Genomic DNA, 16,244 nt, shown 5'->3' with positions numbered 1-16,244 from the left:
ATTGCTACCCCCAGTAAAACTATTGCATAATGCAATCGTTGCTTTGGGGTGGAATCCCGCCCGACCCTGCCGACCACGGAGCCTGCCCGCGTGCCGACATCGCCTGTTTCCCCCGCCCCTTCCAAGACCGCCAAGATCTCCACGAGTTCCAAGACAGCCAAGAGTTCCAAGGCGGCCAAGAGTTCCAAGGCGGCCAAGCTCAAGCATCCTGGCCACGCCATCGCGCACCTCGGCGACTTCCACGTCCCGCCGCGCGTCGTGGTGATCACCGCGGTCGCCGTGCCGATCGGCGTCTGCGGCGCCCTGGCCGCCTACGCGCTGCTGAAGCTGATCACCCTGGTGACGAACATCTGCTTCTACGCCCAGTTCACCCTGCACTCGGCCAGTCCCGCCGACACCCCGCACCGCTGGCTGATCCCGATCCTGCCGGTCGTCGGCGGTCTGGTCGTCGGCCTGATGGCCCGCTACGGCAGCGACAAGATCCGCGGCCACGGCATGCCGGAGGCCATCGAGGCGATCCTGATCGGCGGCAGCAAGGTCCAGCCGCGCGTGGCGGTGCTCAAGCCGCTGTCGGCCGCGGTCTCGATCGGCACCGGCGGTCCCTTCGGCGCCGAGGGCCCGATCATCATGACCGGCGGCGCGATCGGCTCGCTGCTCGCGCAGGTCCTGCACGTCACGACCGACGAGCGCAAGACGCTGCTGGTCGCCGGATCCGCCGCCGGCATGGCCGCCACCTTCAACACGCCGCTGGCCGCGGTCGTGCTCGCGGTGGAGCTGCTGCTGTTCGAGTGGCGTCCCCGTTCCCTGATACCCGTGGCGGCGGCAGCCGTCACCGCGACGATCGTGCGCGGACCGATGCTGGGCTACGGACCGCTGTTCGGCGGTGCGCACGTCCCGGCCCACCTGGCCTTCTACGACTACCCGCTGTGCCTGGTGGCCGGCGTGGTCGCCGGACTGCTGGCGATCGGCGCCACGGCGCTGGTGTACTTCTCCGAGGACTCCTTCGCCAAGCTGCCGATCCACTGGATGTGGTGGCCGGCCATCGGCGGGGCGATCGTCGGCGTCGGCGGCCTGATCGAGCCGCACGCCCTCGGCGTCGGGTACGACGTCATCGACTCGCTGCTCACCGGGCGCGCCACGACCGGTCTGATTGTCGGGATTCTGGTGGTCAAGACCCTGATTTGGGGACTGTCGCTGGGGTCCGGGACGTCCGGCGGCGTGCTCGCGCCGATGTTCATGGTCGGCGGTGCTCTCGGGGCGGCCGAGGCGATGATTTTCCCGAGCGTCAGCCCCGGTTTCTGGGCTTTGGTGTCCTTGGCTGGCGTGCTCGGTGGTGTGATGCGCTCGCCGTTGACCGGCATCGTGTTCTGCTTGGAGCTGACGCATGAGGTCAACGCGATACTGCCGATGATCGTCACCGCCGGTACCGCGTATCTGGTCTCGGTGGTGTTCCTGAAGCGTTCGGTGCTGACCGAGAAGCTTGCTCGGCGCGGGCTGCATCTGACGCGCGAGTACTCGGTGGATCCGCTGGAAGTCCATCTGGTGGGCGGGCTCACCGCGGAGCCGGCGACGTCGTTCGCGGCTGCGCAGAGCACAGGTCAGGCCAGTGCGGCGATTCGTGCGTCGCTGCCTGATGGTGAGTTGGCGATTCAGCGCCTGTACCCGGTGCTGCATTCCGACGGCGAGTTGGCGGGCGTGGTCACGCGTGCGCAGCTGCTGGCGGCTGATGTGGGGGACCTGACGCCGTTGTCGGAGACGGCGCGGCCCGCGATCGCCGCGCAGCCGGCGGAGACGTTGCGGACCGTGGCCAACCGGATGGCGCATCATTCGGTGACGCGGGTCGTGGTGACCGCCGATCCCCATGAGCCGCCGTATGTTCTGAGCCTGCGGCAGCTGCTGCACGCGCGGCGGATCGACCATCACGAGGAGTCGCAACGCGAGCGGATGCTCGTGTGGCGGCGTGATCGGGAGGATGTTCAGGTCGGCGGGTGAGGCTGGCTTGTCCCGGACTGGCTTGCCCCGGACTGGCTCGTCGTCTTCGCGGCTTCCCTGAGCAGACCCGCGAAGACGACGAGCCACGCCGCGGCCGCGATCCACACCAGGACGTGGCCCGGGGTCGTGAGCCACGTCCAGCCGCTCGCCTTCGCCACCTCGTCGGTCGCCGCGCCGGTCATGCCCATGGGGAAGATCGTCGCCCAGCGCCGGACGTCGTAGCGCAGGCGCGGCCAGCGGATTTCCGATGCGGCGAGGACCGCGTACCACACCCACGCCAAGGCGAGCAGGACGAGCGCGGTGACGCGCAACGTGCTGTGCAACCCGCCGGACCCGCCTTCGGCTTCGGTGAGCTTCGCGTTCGCCAGCGCCGAGATCGCCAGCGCACCGCCGGCGACCCAGTGATCCCCGGCGCCGCTCCGCACGGCACCGAAGTCGAAGTGCGCCAGCGCGTCGACGTACAACACGAGCCCGAACACGAACAGCACCAACGCCGGCCCGAGCAACCACCGCGCCGGCAACGCGACCGCCAGCGCCGCACCCAGCGCCACCAACCCCTGCGTCGCCACGCAGATGAGGAACACCGCACCCGGCATATGCGGCCGCAGACGCCGCACCACCGCCCACAACAGCAACGGCCACAAAACCGCCGCGACCACAAGCAGCCCCACCGCCACGGCCAACCACCCGGCCAGCGTGAACCGCACCCCGAGCACCGTCGTCGCCGCCACCGCGGTCAACGCCGGCGGCGTCTGCGCCTCGGACACCCACCGCCCCCGCTGCCACACCAGCCGCCGCCCGAAGTCATCAGCGAGCGCCAGCCACAGCAGCACCGCCAACACGAGCGCCACCACCGACAGCACCTGCGCACCCACCTGCCGCAGCCCGATCGACACGATGCCGGTCGCCATGACGGCGGACCCCGCGGCGGGGGGTTGGGCGGCGAACCAGGAGAGGACGTTGGCGAGGGGGTTGGTGGAGGTGGAGGCCGGGGTGGGGGTCGGGCTGGCAGCAGTGGAGGCGGCGGTTGCGCCGGCCGAGTTGCCGGGGCTGGCCGGGCTGCTCGCGGCGGAGGCGGTGGTTGGGCTGCTTGAGCCGGTCGCGCCAGTCGGGTCGGATGTGTCGGGTGGCCTGCTGACCCGGTCTGGGCTGGTCGCGGCGGAGGCGGTGGTCGGGCTGGCCGAACCGTGTGCTTCGGCTGGGCTGTCGGAGTCGGTCGGCCTTTTTGTGCGCGCGTTCAAGGCCTGCTCGGGTCTGGAGGATCGGGAGATCACCGCCGGTCACCGCCTTCCATCCGCAGCAACTGCCCTGCTCAACCCACCGCAGCCACTACACATCCCACCGCAGCCACTGCGGACGCTAGCCCCTCCCGTGCCTCCTGCCCCTGCCGGCGTGTCCGTTCGGGGGACCGGCGTTGCACGTCAGCCGTGGAGGGGGACCCGGCGTGCGCGCACGATCCGTTCGCTGATACGCCATCCCTTCTCTCCGTGGACCACGGTGTCGTCGTAGGTCGCGCTGCCGCAGGTGCCGTCGGTGGTGATGCCGATGCCTTTGGAGCGTGCGTGGACGCGGCCTGGCGCCTGCTCGGTGAGGATCACGTTCGTGATGTGGTGGCCGACGGGGTTGCCCTCGCCGAGGGCCAGTGCCGCGTCGCGGTTGGCGGCCAGGCCGCGCAGGACGCCGAAGCCGAAGTCGGTGACGTCGTAGGCGATGTCGTCGGTGAACACCTCGTCGAGGCGGTCGAGGGCGCCGGTGTCGCACAGGTGGCCGTGCAGGGCGAGCAGTTCGTTGATGGCGACGTGGTCTTGCCAGGAGAGCGTCATGGCGGGCTAGACTATGTGGGGAATTCCCCACTTAGCAACAGAGGATGTCGACCGATCGTGGATTCCCCAGCGCGGCGCCCGCTGCGCGCCGATGCTGCCCGCAACGTGCAGGCGCTGGTCGCGGCGGCGAAGGAGCTCTTCGACGAACAAGGGTCCGACGTCGCGCTCGACGAAATCGCGCGGCGGGCCGGCGTCGGCAACGCGACCCTCTACCGCAACTTCCCGACCCGCGCCGACCTGATCGTGGCGGTGTACGCCGACGAGGTCGCGGAGCTGTGCCTGCGTGGCGCTGCCCTCAGGGAGACGGAAGCTGCGGGGGAGGCGCTGTTCGCGTGGCTGGACAGCTTCGTGGTCCACGTCGCGACCAAGCGCGCGCTGGCACTGGCCGGCACGGAGCACAACACCGAGCGCCGGACGCAGCTGTTCGACACCTGGCACGAGGCGATGCGCAAGGTCGCAGGGGACTTATACGACCGAGCTCGCGAAGCCGAGGCTGTGAGTCCCGATGTGAGCGCTGAAGAACTGCTGGCGCTGACCTCTGCGGCAGCCATCGCGAGCAACGGACCCGAGCACGCGCGAAGGCTGCTGCGGATGATGCGCTATGGCTTCGCACGCCACTCGGGCGCCTAGCCGACCATTTCAGGGCTCGTAGTTACTTCGCTCGACTGCGTGCCACGGGTCGCCCCGACCGACGCCGCGACCACGAACAGAATCGCGAGCCACTGCGACCACCCCAGCGACTCCCCGAGCACGACCAGCCCGATGAGCGCCGCCACCGCCGGCTCCAGGCTCATCAGAATCCCGAACACACGCGGCGGCATCTTGCGCAGCGCCTCCAGATCCAGTGTGTAGGGCAGCACCGAGGACAACAGCGCAACGCCGAGTCCCAACAGCAGCACCCACGGCCGCAGCACCGCCGTGCCGCTCTCGGCGACGCCGAACGGCACGGTCATCAGCGCCGCGACGGCCATGCCCAGCGCCAGACCGTCGCCTTCGGTGGTGTGGCGTCCGAGGGCGGCGCCCATGAGGATGTAGAGACCCCAGAACGTGCCCGCCGCGAGGGCGAACAGAACGCCGACGAGGTCCAGCGCGCCGCCCCCTTCCGTCAGCAGCAGCACTCCGCCCCCGGCGAGCAGCGCCCACAGCGCGTCTAGCCACCGCCGCGACCCGGCCGCGGCCACCGCCAGCGGTCCCAGGAACTCGGTGGTCACCGCGACGCCCAGTGGGATGCGTGCCAGCGACTGGTAGAAGCACAGGTTCATCGAGCCCAGGACGATGCCGTAGCCGAGCACCACCATCCAGGTCCGGCGCTCCAGGCGCAGCGACGGACGCCAGAAGAGCAACAAAACCGTCGAGGCGAAGAACAGCCGCAGCGCCACCGCCCCGAAGCTGCCGACGGCGCCGAACAGGTGCTTGGCGAGCGCCGAACCCAGCTGAGCGCTGAGGATGTCCAGCAGCACCAGCATCGTCGGCGGGATCGCGCCGAGCGCCCGGCTGGCCATCGCGGTCGGGCCGGAACCGGCACGGGCACCGGCACCGGACGTGCTGTGCTCGGTCGTCTCGACGCTCGGGGTGGCCATTGGTGGATTGTGCATGATCGGCTCGCGCGCGTCGCGTGATTAACGGCCGAGTCTCAACGCCTGCCGAGGGATTGCAGTGCTACCTGGAACGCCGGGTCCGTGCCGTCGGCGAACTGCTCGGGCGTGAATGTCGGTACCTTGACGTCCGGCGGGATGCCGGCGATGTCGTAGGTACGCCCTGACAGCGTCAGGTACTCCTCGTCCGGCAACCCGAACATCCAGCCGTTGGGCAACTGTCGATCCAGGATGTCGGAGAAGACACCCTGGGTGTTGTCGCCGACGAGCGCCGGGCGCGGGGAGCGGTTGAGCAACGCCTGCGTGGCCGCCTCGCCGGCGCTGAACGTGGAGCCGCCGGCCAGGATCGAGAGCGGGCCGGTGTAGTGCGGCGTCGTCGAGGGGTGGACCAGGAACGGCTGCGGCACGGTGAAGCGGTCCGGGTCGGTCGGGTCGTCGCGGGTCTGCTTGGCGTAGGCGAAGAAGGTGTGGCCGGTGAGCCGCGAGGCCAGCATCAGGCCGAGCGGATCGTCGCCGCCGCCGTTGATCCGCAGGTCCAGGACGAGGCCGTGCAGGCGGTTCGGGCCGGCGGTGCGGTCGGGGGTGAAGACGGCGTCGAGCGCGGCGCTGAACGCGGCGGCGTTGGCGGCCGAGGTGTCGTCCGAGGTGAAGCCGGTGAAGTCCGAGACGCGCAGGTAGCCGACGCCGCCCGGCAGCGTGGTGAAGGCGACGCGGCCCTGGCACCAGGTCTGGAGGGCGGAGGTGGCGGTCGACAGGTCGGCGTGCTGGACCAGGGCCAGCGCTCGGGCGTCGAGGTCGCCGTCGGGGACCTGCGTGCCGGGCTTGGGGGAGAAGACCGGGGTTCCGTCGGCGACGAGTCCGACGTGCGCGTCGTGCAGCGGTGTGATCATGGCGGCGAAGATGTCGCGGAGCTGCGCGTTCGTGGTCGACGCGGTGACCTGCGGCCGGTAGGTGGCGTAGACCTGGTTCCAGTCGATGCCGCGCTGGGCGAAGAACGGGTAGTTCTCTGCGAAGGTCCGCCAGAACACGTCGAAGGTCTCGATCGGCGTGGCGGGGGTCGGAGTTGTGCACGCCGGAGGTAGGGACGGCAGGCGGATCAGCTTGCGGGCGTTGACGTTCGCGTCGATGTGCCAGAGCGCGTGGTTCGGGTCCGCGCCGGGAGTGAAGGTCGAGACACTGCCGTCGCCGTCGTCGGTGGTGTCGCGGATGCAGCTGATCGCTGTGGTGTCGTAGAGCTCGAAGGTGCCGCCGGTGATGCGCAGGACGCTGCTGTAGCCGTCGGTGCGCCAGACGCCGTCGAGCCGGTGGTCCGTGCTGCTACCCGCCCCCGATGCCGACGCCGGTACGGCGGTCGCGGCCACGACGGACGTCGCCAGCACCGCCGCCATTGTCAGACTCGTGTATTTCGTCACGCGTCAATGCTTGTCCTCGCTAAGGCGAGATGGCACCGGGCTGTCCCCCGTCTTCGGTACCCGGGCAGCACGGTGCGTGCCCGGTAGGTAGCGCGGTTGACCTAAGCTTGAGCACACCGGGGTGACGGCGGTGGGTGCTGGTGGCGAGGGGGCAAGGTGTTCGAGGTCGTCGCGGGACGCTACGTCCTGATCGACAGCATCGGCTCCGGCGGTGCCGGGGAGGTGTGGCGGGCCTTCGACCGCAAGGCCGGCGCCTATTGCGCCGCCAAGGTGATCCGGCATCCGGAGGCTGCGACGCTGGTGCGCGCGGTCTTCGAACAGGCGGTCCGGCTGGAACACCCGCATGTGGTGACGCCGTACGCATGGGTCGCTGACGATGAGCAGGTGCTGCTGGCGATGCCGCTGGTATGCGGCGGATCGCTCGCCGTGCTGCTGCGCGACCTCGGGGTTCTGCCGCCGCGCTACAGCGCCGAGGTGCTGTGGCAGCTCCTGGTCGCGCTGGAGCACGTGCACGGCGCCGGGCTCGTCCACCGCGACGTCAAGCCGGCGAACCTGCTCCTGGAGTCGACCGGCACCGGGGCGCCGCACGCGCGCCTGGCGGACTTCGGCCTGGTGCTGACACCGGACCAGCCGCGCATCACCGGCACGTTCAAGGTGGTCGGCACGCGCGCCTACCTGGCGCCGGAGTCGCTGGAGCGCGGCGACCAGGGCGTCGCGCAGGACCTGTACGCGGCCGGGCTCGTCGGGCTGGAGATGGTGGGAGCGGAGGCGATCAGCGCCGGCGGACCGCTGGTCGAAGTCCTCGCCGCCCTGACGGCACCGGAACCGGCACGCCGTCCCGGATCCGCGGCCGAGGCCCTGGAGCGCCTGGCGCAGATCCTCGAGGGCTGGCCACTGGAAACGCCCGCGCCGATGCCGGGGAGCGACGAACCGGTCGAGGTGTTCGAGCAGATCGGACCACTGCCGCCGGGATGGGGACCGACCGGCCCGATCGCCGAGGCGGAGACGGTCACGCTGGCAACGATGCCGTCGATGGGATCGATGGGATCGATGGCATCGATGGGGGAGGACGCCGTGGCCGCCACGATGGTGATCGATCTCGGGGCGACGATGCGGATCACGCCGAGGGCGGCATTGCGGGGCGAGCCGGAGACTGCTGTATTGCGGGTCGAGCCGGAGACTGCTGTATCGCGGGTCGAGCACGAGGCTGGTGTGCCGGTCGTGCATGAGGCCACGGTTCGGGGCGAGCCGGAGGCTGCATCGCGGGTTGATCCTGAGGCGACGGTGTGGGTAAAGCCTGGTGCTGCTTCGCGGGCCGAATCTGAGGCCAGGGCGCGGATTGATCCTGACGCCACGGTGTGGATCGATTCCGGTGCCGCTGTGCGGTTCGATCCGGAGGCCACGGTGCGGCTCGCGCCTGAGGGTCCTTCGCGGATCGATCCTCAGAGCACAGCGCGGGTCGACCGGCCGATCGGCGGTGGGGAGCGGTTTTGGTCGCCGGGCGCGGCATCCATGCCCTCCCCGGGCGCTGCCAGCCCACCTGCCTACGGACAGCCTCGAATCCCCTTGCACGGCACCGAATCCGCCAGAAGGCCGCCGCCTCGGATGCCCGCCACCGACAACGCGTTCGGCGTCCGGTATCCGCCGTCGGCCTCCGGCGCGAACTCCGGCCTCGGCCCGAGTCACAGCCCTGAGCCCGCCATCGACCGCGTGCGCCTGCGCCTCATCCCCGTCAACGCCACAGCGCCACCGGTTTCCCGGCGGCGCTGGCGGCTGGTCACGGTGCTGGTCGCGGTGATCGCCGTGGTCGCGGTGGCGGGTGCGGTCGGCTGGGCCGTGACTGCCTGGCACTGAGCGGCGTGCGGCTTCCTCGATACCCCCGCAGGATCCAGGTGGGCCGTGCGCCGCCGGCCGGTGTCAGGTGCGGTGTGCCCCGGCGGCTGCGCGGGGGCGGTGCTGGGGCTGATGCGTTTGCAATTCGGCGTGTGCATGCGAGAATCGGTGTCGTGCGGACATCGGCGAACCTCCCTTTGCAGTCGATGGGCAGCGATTGCAGTTGCAAATTAGCGCGGGTGCGAACCACCCGTCAAGCCCGCCGGGGGAACGCGGTGGCCGCGGGGAAGGAGACGCCGTGAACGACGATGCTGTCGTGCGCAACAGAGCCCTGCAGACCGAGTGGTACGGCGAGCCGCTGGGCGACCGCTTCCGCCGCCTCCTGGACCGGCTGACCCTCTCCCAAGCCCAGCTCGCCGACGTCCTCGGCCTGTCCGCGCCGATGATCTCCCAGCTGATGAACGGCGTCCGCGCCAAGATCAGCAACCCGGCGGTGCTGGCCCGCCTCGCCATCGTCGAGCAGATGGCCGCCGACCCGGCCTTCGTCGTCCTGCCGCCGACCGCGCGCTCCACAGAGCTGGCCCGCCTCGTGCACGAGGCACCCACCGCCAGCAGCAGCGTGGCGATCGCGCACACCGCCACGCCGTCCGCGCCGAGCGTCGGCGACCCGGTGGCGGCGGTGCAAGGCGTGCTGCGCGCCGTGGCCTCCGCCTCCGACCTCGACGGCGCCGCACGCCTGCTGGACGCCGAATACCCGGCGCTCGCCGAGGTTCTGCGCGTCTACGGGACGTTCAAGACCGCCGACGCGCGCGCCCACTACGAGCGCACAGCCCGCTGAAGCCTGCTGCGCGCGGAGCAGCACCTATCGTCGGCGTATCGAAAAGCCCATACATGTCGGCAACGCGGCGCTGTCTTGACTGGAGCAATGACTTTGACCGTGGGGGCGATCAGCGCTGCCGAGCATGGAGCGTTCGTGCAGGCACAACGGTCGGTCAGCTTTCTGCAGACGCCGGCTTGGGCGAAGGTGAAGACCGAGTGGCGCAGTGAAGCGCTCGGCTGGTTCGACGGTCAGCGGCTCGTCGGCGCCGGTCTCGTTCTGCATCGTCCGGTGCCGCATCTCCGATGGCGCACGCTGGCGTACCTGCCCGAGGGCCCGGTCATCGACTGGACCGGCGATCTCGGCATGTGGCTCGATCCACTGGTCGCGCATCTCAAGGCAGGCGGCGCGTTCGCGATCCGAGTCGGACCGCCGGTGCGCACCGACGTGTGGAGCGCCGCTCAGGTCAAGAAGGGCTTCGCCGATCCGGATGTACGACGGCTGACCGAGCTGCCCGGGCAGCCCGATCTGGTCGGCGTCCGAGTGAGCAGTCTGCTGAGAGACTCGGGCTGGCTGCCGCAGAACCCTGATGACGGGTTCGGCGCGGGGCATCCGCAGTTCAAGTACGAGATCCCGCTCACCGGCCGGAGCGAGGAGGACGTGCTCAAGGGCATGAACCAGCAATGGCGCCGGAACATCAAGAAGGCGGCGAAGGAGGGCGTCGAGGTCACGGTCGGCGGGGACCTGAAGGAGTTCCACGATCTTTACCTGCACACCGCCGCCCGCGACCACTTCACGCCCCGCCCCCTGAGCTACTTCCGGACCATGGCCGCAGCGATGCGCGCCGAGGACCCCGACCGCTTCCGGCTCTACTTCGCGCACCACGACGCGGACCTAGTTGCCGCAACGATCCTGGTCCGCGTCGGCACGCACGCCTGCTACGCCTACGGCGCCTCCTCGACCGCCAAGCGCGAGGTACGCGGCTCCAACGCATGTCAGTGGGCGATGATCCGCGACGCACTGGCAGCCGGCTGCGAGGTCTACGACCTGCGCGGCATCACCCCGACGCTGAACGCCGACGACCCGCACGTCGGACTGATCCAGTTCAAGGCCGGCACCGGCGGCCAGGCGGTGCGCTACGTCGGGGAGTGGGACCTGCCGCTGCGGCCGGTGGTGTATCGGGCGTTCCAGATGTACATGCGGCGCCGCAGCGCGTCGTGATCCGGGCCGCCCGACGCGAGCCACGCGCCGCCAGCCACCCACGGCCAGCCGCTCGCCGCCAGCCATGCGCCGCCAGGCACCAGCCGCCCGCCGCAGCTACTCGCCGCCAAGCCACCCACCAGCCGCCGCTCGCCGCCAGCCGCCAGCTACTCGCCGCCAGCCGCCCGTCTCTCCCCCCCCCGCGCCCCTACACCAGCGCCGCCGCCACTTCATCCAACCGCCCGCCGCGCGAGGCCTTGACCAGCACCACGTCTCCGGCGGCGAGGTGCTCGCGTAGCCAGGCTAGGGCGGCGTCGTTGTCGGGGAGTGTCAGGGCTCTGGGTCCTGCTGCGGTGGCGATGGGGTGGGCGGGGGCGCCGACGGCGAGGATGATGTCGGCGCGGTGGGCGGCGTAGCGGCCGATGGCGCGGTGCTCGGTTTCGGTGGAGGGCCCGAGTTCGCGCATCTCGCCGAGTACGGCGATGCGGCGTGCGGCCTCGATCGCGGCCAGGGCGTCCAACGCTGCGCGCGTCGAGTCGGGGTTGGCGTTGTAGGAGTCGTTGAGCAGTGTGGCGCCGCCGGCCAGGCCGCGCAGTTCCATGCGCCACTTCGACAGGGAGGCGGTCGCCAGGGCCTTCGTGGCGGCCTCGAGCGGTACCCCGGCGGCCAGGCCCGCCGTCACCGCCGCCGCCGCGTTCAGCGACTGGTGCGCGCCGATGAGCGGCAACGTGACGACAGCTCGGGCGTCGGCGGTGCGCACCGTGAACGACGGCCGCCCCAGCCGGTCGAGGACCAGATACAGCACCTGCACGTCCGCGTGCTCCGCGCGCCCGAACGTCAGCAGCGGGCCGTCGGTCAGGGTGTGCATCGCGGCGACGCGTGGGTCGTCGGCGTTCAGTACCGCCGTGCCGCCTGGCGCCAACCCTTGCACCAGCTCGGCCTTGGTCTTGGCGATGGCGCCGCGCGACCCGAACTCGCCGAGGTGGGCCCGCCCGACGTTCAGCACGACCGCGACGTCCGGCGCGACAAGGTCGGTCAGCGCGGCGATGTCGCCGACGTGCCGTGCTCCCATCTCCAGGACCAGGAACCGGGTCTCGGCGTCGGCGCGCAGCATCGTGAGCGGCACGCCGAGCTCGTTGTTGAGCGAGCCGGCCGTCGCGACCGTCGGCGCCGCGCTCGACAGCACCGCCGCGATCAGGTCCTTCGTGCCGGTCTTGCCCTGCGAGCCGGTCACCCCGACCACTGTCAGCCCGGGACGCAGCCGGTCCACGACATGCTTGGCGAGCCTCTGCAACGCCTCGCGCGCGTCCTGCACGACGACCGTCGGCAGCGACGTGGGTCGCGTGCCGAGCACCGCCGCCGCCCCGGCCCGCGCGGCTTGATCGACGAAGTCGTGACCGTCGGCGTACTCCCCGGCGAACGCGACGAACAGCCCGCCCGGCTCGGCTTTGCGACCGTCTAGGGCGGCCGGCGCGGTCACGGTCACCGACCCGCCACCTGCGACCGTCCCGCCGACGACAACGGCGATCTCCTCGAGGCTGAGCGGGATCATGCGGCTGGCCCGTAGTAAGTCATGCCATTAGTCAAGGCACACCGATGTATCGCCAGTGTATCGAAAACCACATACATACCGGCAACGCCCCGCTGTCTTGACTGGACGCCATGACCTCATCCCCGACGCTCCCCACTCCGGGAATCACTGTCTACGGGTGCGGACAGGACGAGGCTGTCTTGTTCCGAGCGCTGGCAACGAGATTCGGCTTCGTTCCTACCATTACCGAGGCGGCGGTATCCGAAGCCAACGCAGAACTGGCGTCGGGAAACCGATGCATCAGCGTCGGTCATAAGACACAGATCACTGACGCCACACTTCTCGCACTCAGCCGCGTTGGCGTCACCTACATCTCGACCAGAAGCATCGGCTACAACCACCTCGATGTGGGGTTCGCGAACAGCGTCGGCATCTCAGTGGAGAACGTCAGCTATTCGCCCGACAGCGTTGCCGACTACACCCTGATGTTGATGCTGATGGCGGTCCGCCACGCGAAATCCCTAGTCCGCCGCACCGACGTCCACGACTACCGTCTTCACGATGTCCGTGGCCGCGAGCTGCGCGACCTGACCGTCGGCGTGGTCGGGACCGGACGCATCGGCGCAGCCGTCGTGGACCGGCTCAAAGGCTTCGGCTGCCGTGTGATGGCCCACGATCGCAACCCCGAAAGCGTGGCCGGCTATGCGCCGCTCGACGAGCTCCTACGACACAGCGACATCGTCACGCTCCACACGCCGCTCACCGCTGAAACGCACCATCTCCTGAACAGCGAACGGATCGAGCAGATGAAACCCGGCGTCTTCATCGTCAACACCGGACGCGGTTCTCTTCTCGACACCGAAGCCCTTCTCCAAGCGCTGGAAAGCGGCAGATTGGGCGGCGCGGCGCTAGACGTTCTGGAAGGTGAGGAAGGGATCTTCTACGCCGACTGTCGAGACAGAGTCATCGAAAGTAAAACACTGCTGCGGTTACAAGAACTCCCGAACGTACTCGTCAGTCCGCACACGGCTTACTACACCGATCACGCACTCAGTGACACCGTCGAGAACTCCATTATCAACTGTCTGAGATTCGAGAGCGGGAATCATCATGGATAAGCTCAATATCGGCATCATGTTCGGCGGCTGCTCGGAGGAACACCCCATCTCTGTCAAGTCCGCACGGGAGGTCGCGAAGAACCTCGACACCAGCAAGTACGAACCCTTCTACATCGGCATCACTCGGGACGGCGCGTGGCGACTGTGCGACGGCCCAGAGGAGAACTGGGAGAACGGCGCGAGCCGTCCCGCCGTGGTGTCGCCGGACCGAGGCGCGCACGGACTGCTCGTCCTGGACCAGGGACGCTACGAAGCGATCCGCCTGGACCTGGTCCTGCCGGTCCTGCACGGCAAGCTCGGCGAGGACGGCGCGATCCAGGGTCTGCTGGAGCTGGCCGGCATCCCCTACGTGGGCTGCGACGTACAGACCTCCGTCCTGTGCATCGACAAGACGCTCACTTACCTCGTCATACAGAACGAGGGGATCGCGACGCCGAGGTTCTGGACCCTCACGCCCGACGAGAAGATCGATCCGAACGAGCTGCCCTATCCGGTATTCGTCAAGCCGGCTCGCTCGGGGTCTTCGTTCGGCGTCAGCAAGGTGTCCGGCAAGGACGAGCTGTCCGGCGCCATCGAGGAGGCGCGGCTGTATGACGCCAAGGTGCTCATCGAGGAGGCGGTCGTCGGCAGCGAGATCGGCTGCGCGGTCCTGGGCACCGGCGAGGATCTGCTCGTCGGCGAGGTGGACCGGGTCGCGCTGACCCACGGCTTCTTCAAGATTCACCAGGAGAGCGCGCCGGAGACCGGTTCGGAGAACGCGACGTTCATCGTCCCCGCCGACATCCCGGCGCAGTCGCGCGCACTGATTCAGGAGACTGCGAAGCTCGTCTACCGCGCTCTGGGTTGCCGCGGGCTGTCGCGGGTCGACTTCTTCCTGAAGGAGGACGGGACCGTGGTCCTCAACGAGGTCAACACGCTCCCCGGCCTGACCTCCTACAGCCGCTACCCGCGGATGATGGCGGCCGCCGGATTCCCGATGTCCGAGGTCATCGACCGGTTGGTGGCGGTGACGATCGCGGGGGACCTCCGGTGACCGACGACTTCGTCTTCGTGGACCAGCTCGTCCCCGGCGTCCGCTGGGACGCCAAATACGCGACCTGGGACAACTTCACCGGCAAGCCGGTGGACGGCTACCTGGCGAACCGGATCGTCGGGACGACCGCCTTGTGCAGCGCACTGGAACGCGCGCAGAAGGAGGCCGGCGTCCTCGGTTTCGGGCTGGTGCTCTGGGACGGCTATCGTCCGCAGCGCGCCGTGGACTGCTTCCTGCGCTGGTCGCAGCAGCCCGAGGACGGTCGGACCAAGCCGCGCCACTACCCGAACATCGACCGCGCCGGGATGTTCGAGAAGGGCTACGTCGCCGCCAAATCGGGCCACAGCCGCGGAAGCACAGTCGATCTGACGCTCTACGACCTGGCCACCGGCGACCTGGCCGCAATGGGCGGCGGCCACGACCTGATGGACCCCGTCTCCCATCACGGCGCCAGCGGGATAACGCGAGCTGAGGAGGCGAACCGGCTGGCGTTGCGCTCCGTCATGGAGGCCAGCGGTTTCCGACCGTACGACTGCGAGTGGTGGCACTACACGCTGGAGGACGAGCCTTATCCGGAAACGTATTTCGACTTCCCTATTACCTAGGGAGCCGACTACGTATCAGGCTACGTCGGACGTGGAATTGCTAGCTTTCGGTGGCCGGGGTGCGCTTTGTGCTGGAGGACAGCGGCAGCACTCGCCAAAGACGGCCGCAGACGATGGTGCCGACGGCCCAGAGCACGTAGACGATCGGGGTGAAGGCGCCGCCCGCCTGGGTGACCTGGCTGTGGTCGACGGTGAAGGTCAGCGGGCTTTGTAGATAGCTGACGCCGGTCCATGTGTAGGTGCCCGAGGCCGCGTGCCCTGCGGTGAGTGCCTGCGCGTAGGCGGAGGAGACTTCGCTGAGGCCGCCGAACAGGAACAGCGGAACGAGCGCGGCGAAGCAGGCGGCGGCGGTCCACGAGTGATGGGGGCGGTCGCCGAACTCGGCGCCGAGGTATTCGCGGGCCAGCGCGCCGCTGCCGCCGAGACGGCGCAGCGCCTCACTCGCGCCGCGGTCGGCGGCGGCTTCGAGCAGGTTGGCGCGCACCTCGCGGCGCTTGGCCACGCGCGAGGCGCGCGGCAGGTCGTAGAGGCGCTGGTCGAGCGTCCACACCAGGCGCTCGATGCGCATCCGGTCCAACGCGGTGAGCTTGCGCGGCATGTCAGGAGCCTTCCTCGGGAGGCAGCGGAAGCGGACGGGCGAGCACGGTGAGCTTGTGCGGCATGTCAGGAGCCTTCCTCGGGAGGCAGCGGAAGCGGACGGGCGGGCACGGGGAGTTCGTGCGGCATGTCAGGAGCCTTCCTCGCCGGGAGAGGGAAGCGGACGGGCGGGCACGGTGAGTTTGTGCGGCATGTCAGGAGCCTTCTTCCGGGGGCGGCGGAAGCGGACGGGCGGGCACGGTGAGTTTGTGCGGCATGTCAGGAGCCTTCCTCGCGAGGAGGGGGAAGCGGACGGTCGAACGCGGTGAGCTTGTGCGGCATGTCAGGAGCCTTCCTCCGGGGGCGGCGGAAGCGGACGGGCGAGCACGGCCTCGACGGCGCTCACGTGCCGCGACCAGCTTTGCCCGGCGGCGTGCAGGGTCTCGCGTCCGGTCGGGGTGAGCCGGTAGTACTTGCGCGCCGGGCCGTTCGGTGAGGGCACCAGCCGGGTGGCCAGGCGCCCCTCTCGCTCGAGGCGGGTGAGGGCGGGGTAGACCGTGCCCTCGAGCACGTCTGCGAAGCCCGCCGCCTGCAGGCGTTGCGCCACCTCGTAGCCGTAGGACTCTTTCTCGGCCAGCAGATGGAGCAGCACCATCGACAGCACGCCCTTGAGGAGCTGAGGGTCATGGCTGGTGGTCACGGCTATTAG

15 protein-coding genes are annotated in these 16,244 nt (G+C 69.5%); 8 read left to right on the top strand and 7 right to left on the bottom strand.

Going from position 1 to position 16,244, the window contains the following annotated elements; genetic code table 11:
* Nucleotides 1-90: 90 nt before the first annotated feature.
* The gene (locus CACI_RS28755; protein ID WP_015794391.1) at nucleotides 91-1,992 is read left to right on the top strand and encodes a chloride channel protein; all 1,902 of its coding nucleotides are present in this window, start codon (nucleotides 91-93) and stop codon (nucleotides 1,990-1,992) included.
* On the opposite strand, the gene CACI_RS28750 is transcribed toward CACI_RS28755, so the two are convergent.
* Nucleotides 1,977-3,266, bottom strand: coding sequence for a tellurite resistance/C4-dicarboxylate transporter family protein (locus CACI_RS28750; protein ID WP_015794390.1), 1,290 nt, complete (start codon nucleotides 3,264-3,266; stop codon nucleotides 1,977-1,979). The genes CACI_RS28755 and CACI_RS28750 overlap by 16 nt on opposite strands.
* Nucleotides 3,267-3,413: 147 nt before the next feature.
* The gene (locus CACI_RS28745) at nucleotides 3,414-3,815 is read right to left on the bottom strand and encodes a nuclear transport factor 2 family protein (RefSeq protein WP_015794389.1); all 402 of its coding nucleotides are present in this window, start codon (nucleotides 3,813-3,815) and stop codon (nucleotides 3,414-3,416) included.
* 57 nt (nucleotides 3,816-3,872) lie between these two features.
* Here CACI_RS28745 and CACI_RS28740 point away from each other — a divergent pair, with 57 nt between their 5' ends.
* Nucleotides 3,873-4,445 (top strand): TetR/AcrR family transcriptional regulator, encoded by a 573-nt coding sequence (locus CACI_RS28740; protein ID WP_015794388.1) that lies wholly within the window; start codon nucleotides 3,873-3,875, stop codon nucleotides 4,443-4,445.
* Here CACI_RS28740 and CACI_RS28735 read toward each other — a convergent pair.
* Together CACI_RS28735 and CACI_RS28730 are read right to left on the bottom strand one after the other, a co-directional pair.
* Entirely contained in the window at nucleotides 4,442-5,395 is a 954-nt protein-coding gene (locus CACI_RS28735) for an EamA family transporter (protein ID WP_190276643.1), read from the bottom strand. The two genes, CACI_RS28740 and CACI_RS28735, sit on opposite strands and share 4 nt — an antisense overlap.
* 53 nt (nucleotides 5,396-5,448) lie before the next feature.
* Nucleotides 5,449-6,822, bottom strand: coding sequence for a S41 family peptidase (locus tag CACI_RS28730; RefSeq protein ID WP_085953871.1), 1,374 nt, complete (start codon nucleotides 6,820-6,822; stop codon nucleotides 5,449-5,451).
* Between the two features lie 156 nt (nucleotides 6,823-6,978).
* Here CACI_RS28730 and CACI_RS46170 point away from each other — a divergent pair, with 156 nt between their 5' ends.
* The 3 genes from CACI_RS46170 (at nucleotide 6,979) to CACI_RS28715 (ending at nucleotide 10,693) form a co-directional block, all read left to right on the top strand.
* Nucleotides 6,979-8,676 (top strand): serine/threonine-protein kinase, encoded by a 1,698-nt coding sequence (locus tag CACI_RS46170; RefSeq protein ID WP_015794385.1) that lies wholly within the window; start codon nucleotides 6,979-6,981, stop codon nucleotides 8,674-8,676.
* 277 nt (nucleotides 8,677-8,953) lie between these two features.
* Complete coding sequence (locus CACI_RS28720; RefSeq protein ID WP_015794384.1) at nucleotides 8,954-9,493, top strand: helix-turn-helix domain-containing protein; 540 nt, start codon at nucleotides 8,954-8,956, stop codon at nucleotides 9,491-9,493.
* 87 nt (nucleotides 9,494-9,580) lie between these two features.
* Nucleotides 9,581-10,693, top strand: a complete 1,113-nt coding sequence (locus CACI_RS28715) for a lipid II:glycine glycyltransferase FemX (protein ID WP_015794383.1) — start codon at nucleotides 9,581-9,583, stop codon at nucleotides 10,691-10,693.
* A gap of 187 nt (nucleotides 10,694-10,880) precedes the next feature.
* On the opposite strand, the gene CACI_RS28710 is transcribed toward CACI_RS28715, so the two are convergent.
* Nucleotides 10,881-12,224, bottom strand: coding sequence for a UDP-N-acetylmuramoyl-tripeptide--D-alanyl-D-alanine ligase (locus tag CACI_RS28710; RefSeq protein WP_015794382.1), 1,344 nt, complete (start codon nucleotides 12,222-12,224; stop codon nucleotides 10,881-10,883).
* A 110-nt stretch (nucleotides 12,225-12,334) separates the two neighbouring features.
* On the opposite strand from CACI_RS28710, the gene vanH reads away from it, so the two are divergent.
* Genes vanH through vanX form a run of 3 tightly spaced genes read left to right on the top strand, consistent with a single transcriptional unit; the run spans nucleotide 12,335 to nucleotide 14,959 of the window.
* Nucleotides 12,335-13,321: a D-lactate dehydrogenase VanH gene (gene vanH, locus CACI_RS28705; protein ID WP_015794381.1), complete on the top strand. Its 987-nt coding sequence runs from the start codon at nucleotides 12,335-12,337 to the stop codon at nucleotides 13,319-13,321.
* The gene (vanA, locus tag CACI_RS28700) at nucleotides 13,314-14,354 is read left to right on the top strand and encodes a D-alanine--(R)-lactate ligase (protein WP_015794380.1); all 1,041 of its coding nucleotides are present in this window, start codon (nucleotides 13,314-13,316) and stop codon (nucleotides 14,352-14,354) included. Before vanH ends, vanA begins: the two co-directional genes overlap by 8 nt.
* The gene (gene vanX, locus CACI_RS28695) at nucleotides 14,351-14,959 is read left to right on the top strand and encodes a D-Ala-D-Ala dipeptidase VanX (RefSeq protein ID WP_015794379.1); all 609 of its coding nucleotides are present in this window, start codon (nucleotides 14,351-14,353) and stop codon (nucleotides 14,957-14,959) included. Before vanA ends, vanX begins: the two co-directional genes overlap by 4 nt.
* A 40-nt stretch (nucleotides 14,960-14,999) precedes the next feature.
* Here vanX and CACI_RS28690 read toward each other — a convergent pair whose 3' ends face one another.
* The gene (locus CACI_RS28690; protein WP_015794378.1) at nucleotides 15,000-15,557 is read right to left on the bottom strand and encodes a hypothetical protein; all 558 of its coding nucleotides are present in this window, start codon (nucleotides 15,555-15,557) and stop codon (nucleotides 15,000-15,002) included.
* Nucleotides 15,558-15,878: 321 nt separating this feature from the next.
* Nucleotides 15,879-16,235: a PadR family transcriptional regulator gene (locus CACI_RS28685; RefSeq protein ID WP_190276642.1), complete on the bottom strand. Its 357-nt coding sequence runs from the start codon at nucleotides 16,233-16,235 to the stop codon at nucleotides 15,879-15,881.
* Nucleotides 16,236-16,244 lie beyond the last annotated feature (9 nt).

The organism is Catenulispora acidiphila DSM 44928, assembly GCF_000024025.1.
Classification (GTDB): Bacteria; Actinomycetota; Actinomycetes; order Streptomycetales; family Catenulisporaceae; genus Catenulispora; species Catenulispora acidiphila.
This window is presented reverse-complemented; position numbering and strand designations above follow the sequence as displayed.

Bases quoted from the DNA above. Each gene is read 5' to 3' on its own strand.
- CACI_RS28745 (WP_015794389.1), bottom strand. From the start codon at position 3,815: ATGACGCTCTCCTGGCAAGACCACGTCGCCATCAACGAACTGCTCGCC.
- CACI_RS28735 (WP_190276643.1), bottom strand. From the start codon at position 5,395: ATGGCCACCCCGAGCGTCGAGACGACCGAGCACAGCACGTCCGGTGCC.
- CACI_RS28715 (WP_015794383.1), top strand. From the start codon at position 9,581: ATGACTTTGACCGTGGGGGCGATCAGCGCTGCCGAGCATGGAGCGTTC.
- CACI_RS28710 (WP_015794382.1), bottom strand. From the start codon at position 12,224: ATGATCCCGCTCAGCCTCGAGGAGATCGCCGTTGTCGTCGGCGGGACG.
- vanH (WP_015794381.1), top strand. From the start codon at position 12,335: ATGACCTCATCCCCGACGCTCCCCACTCCGGGAATCACTGTCTACGGG.
- vanA (WP_015794380.1), top strand. From the start codon at position 13,314: ATGGATAAGCTCAATATCGGCATCATGTTCGGCGGCTGCTCGGAGGAA.
- CACI_RS28690 (WP_015794378.1), bottom strand. From the start codon at position 15,557: ATGCCGCGCAAGCTCACCGCGTTGGACCGGATGCGCATCGAGCGCCTG.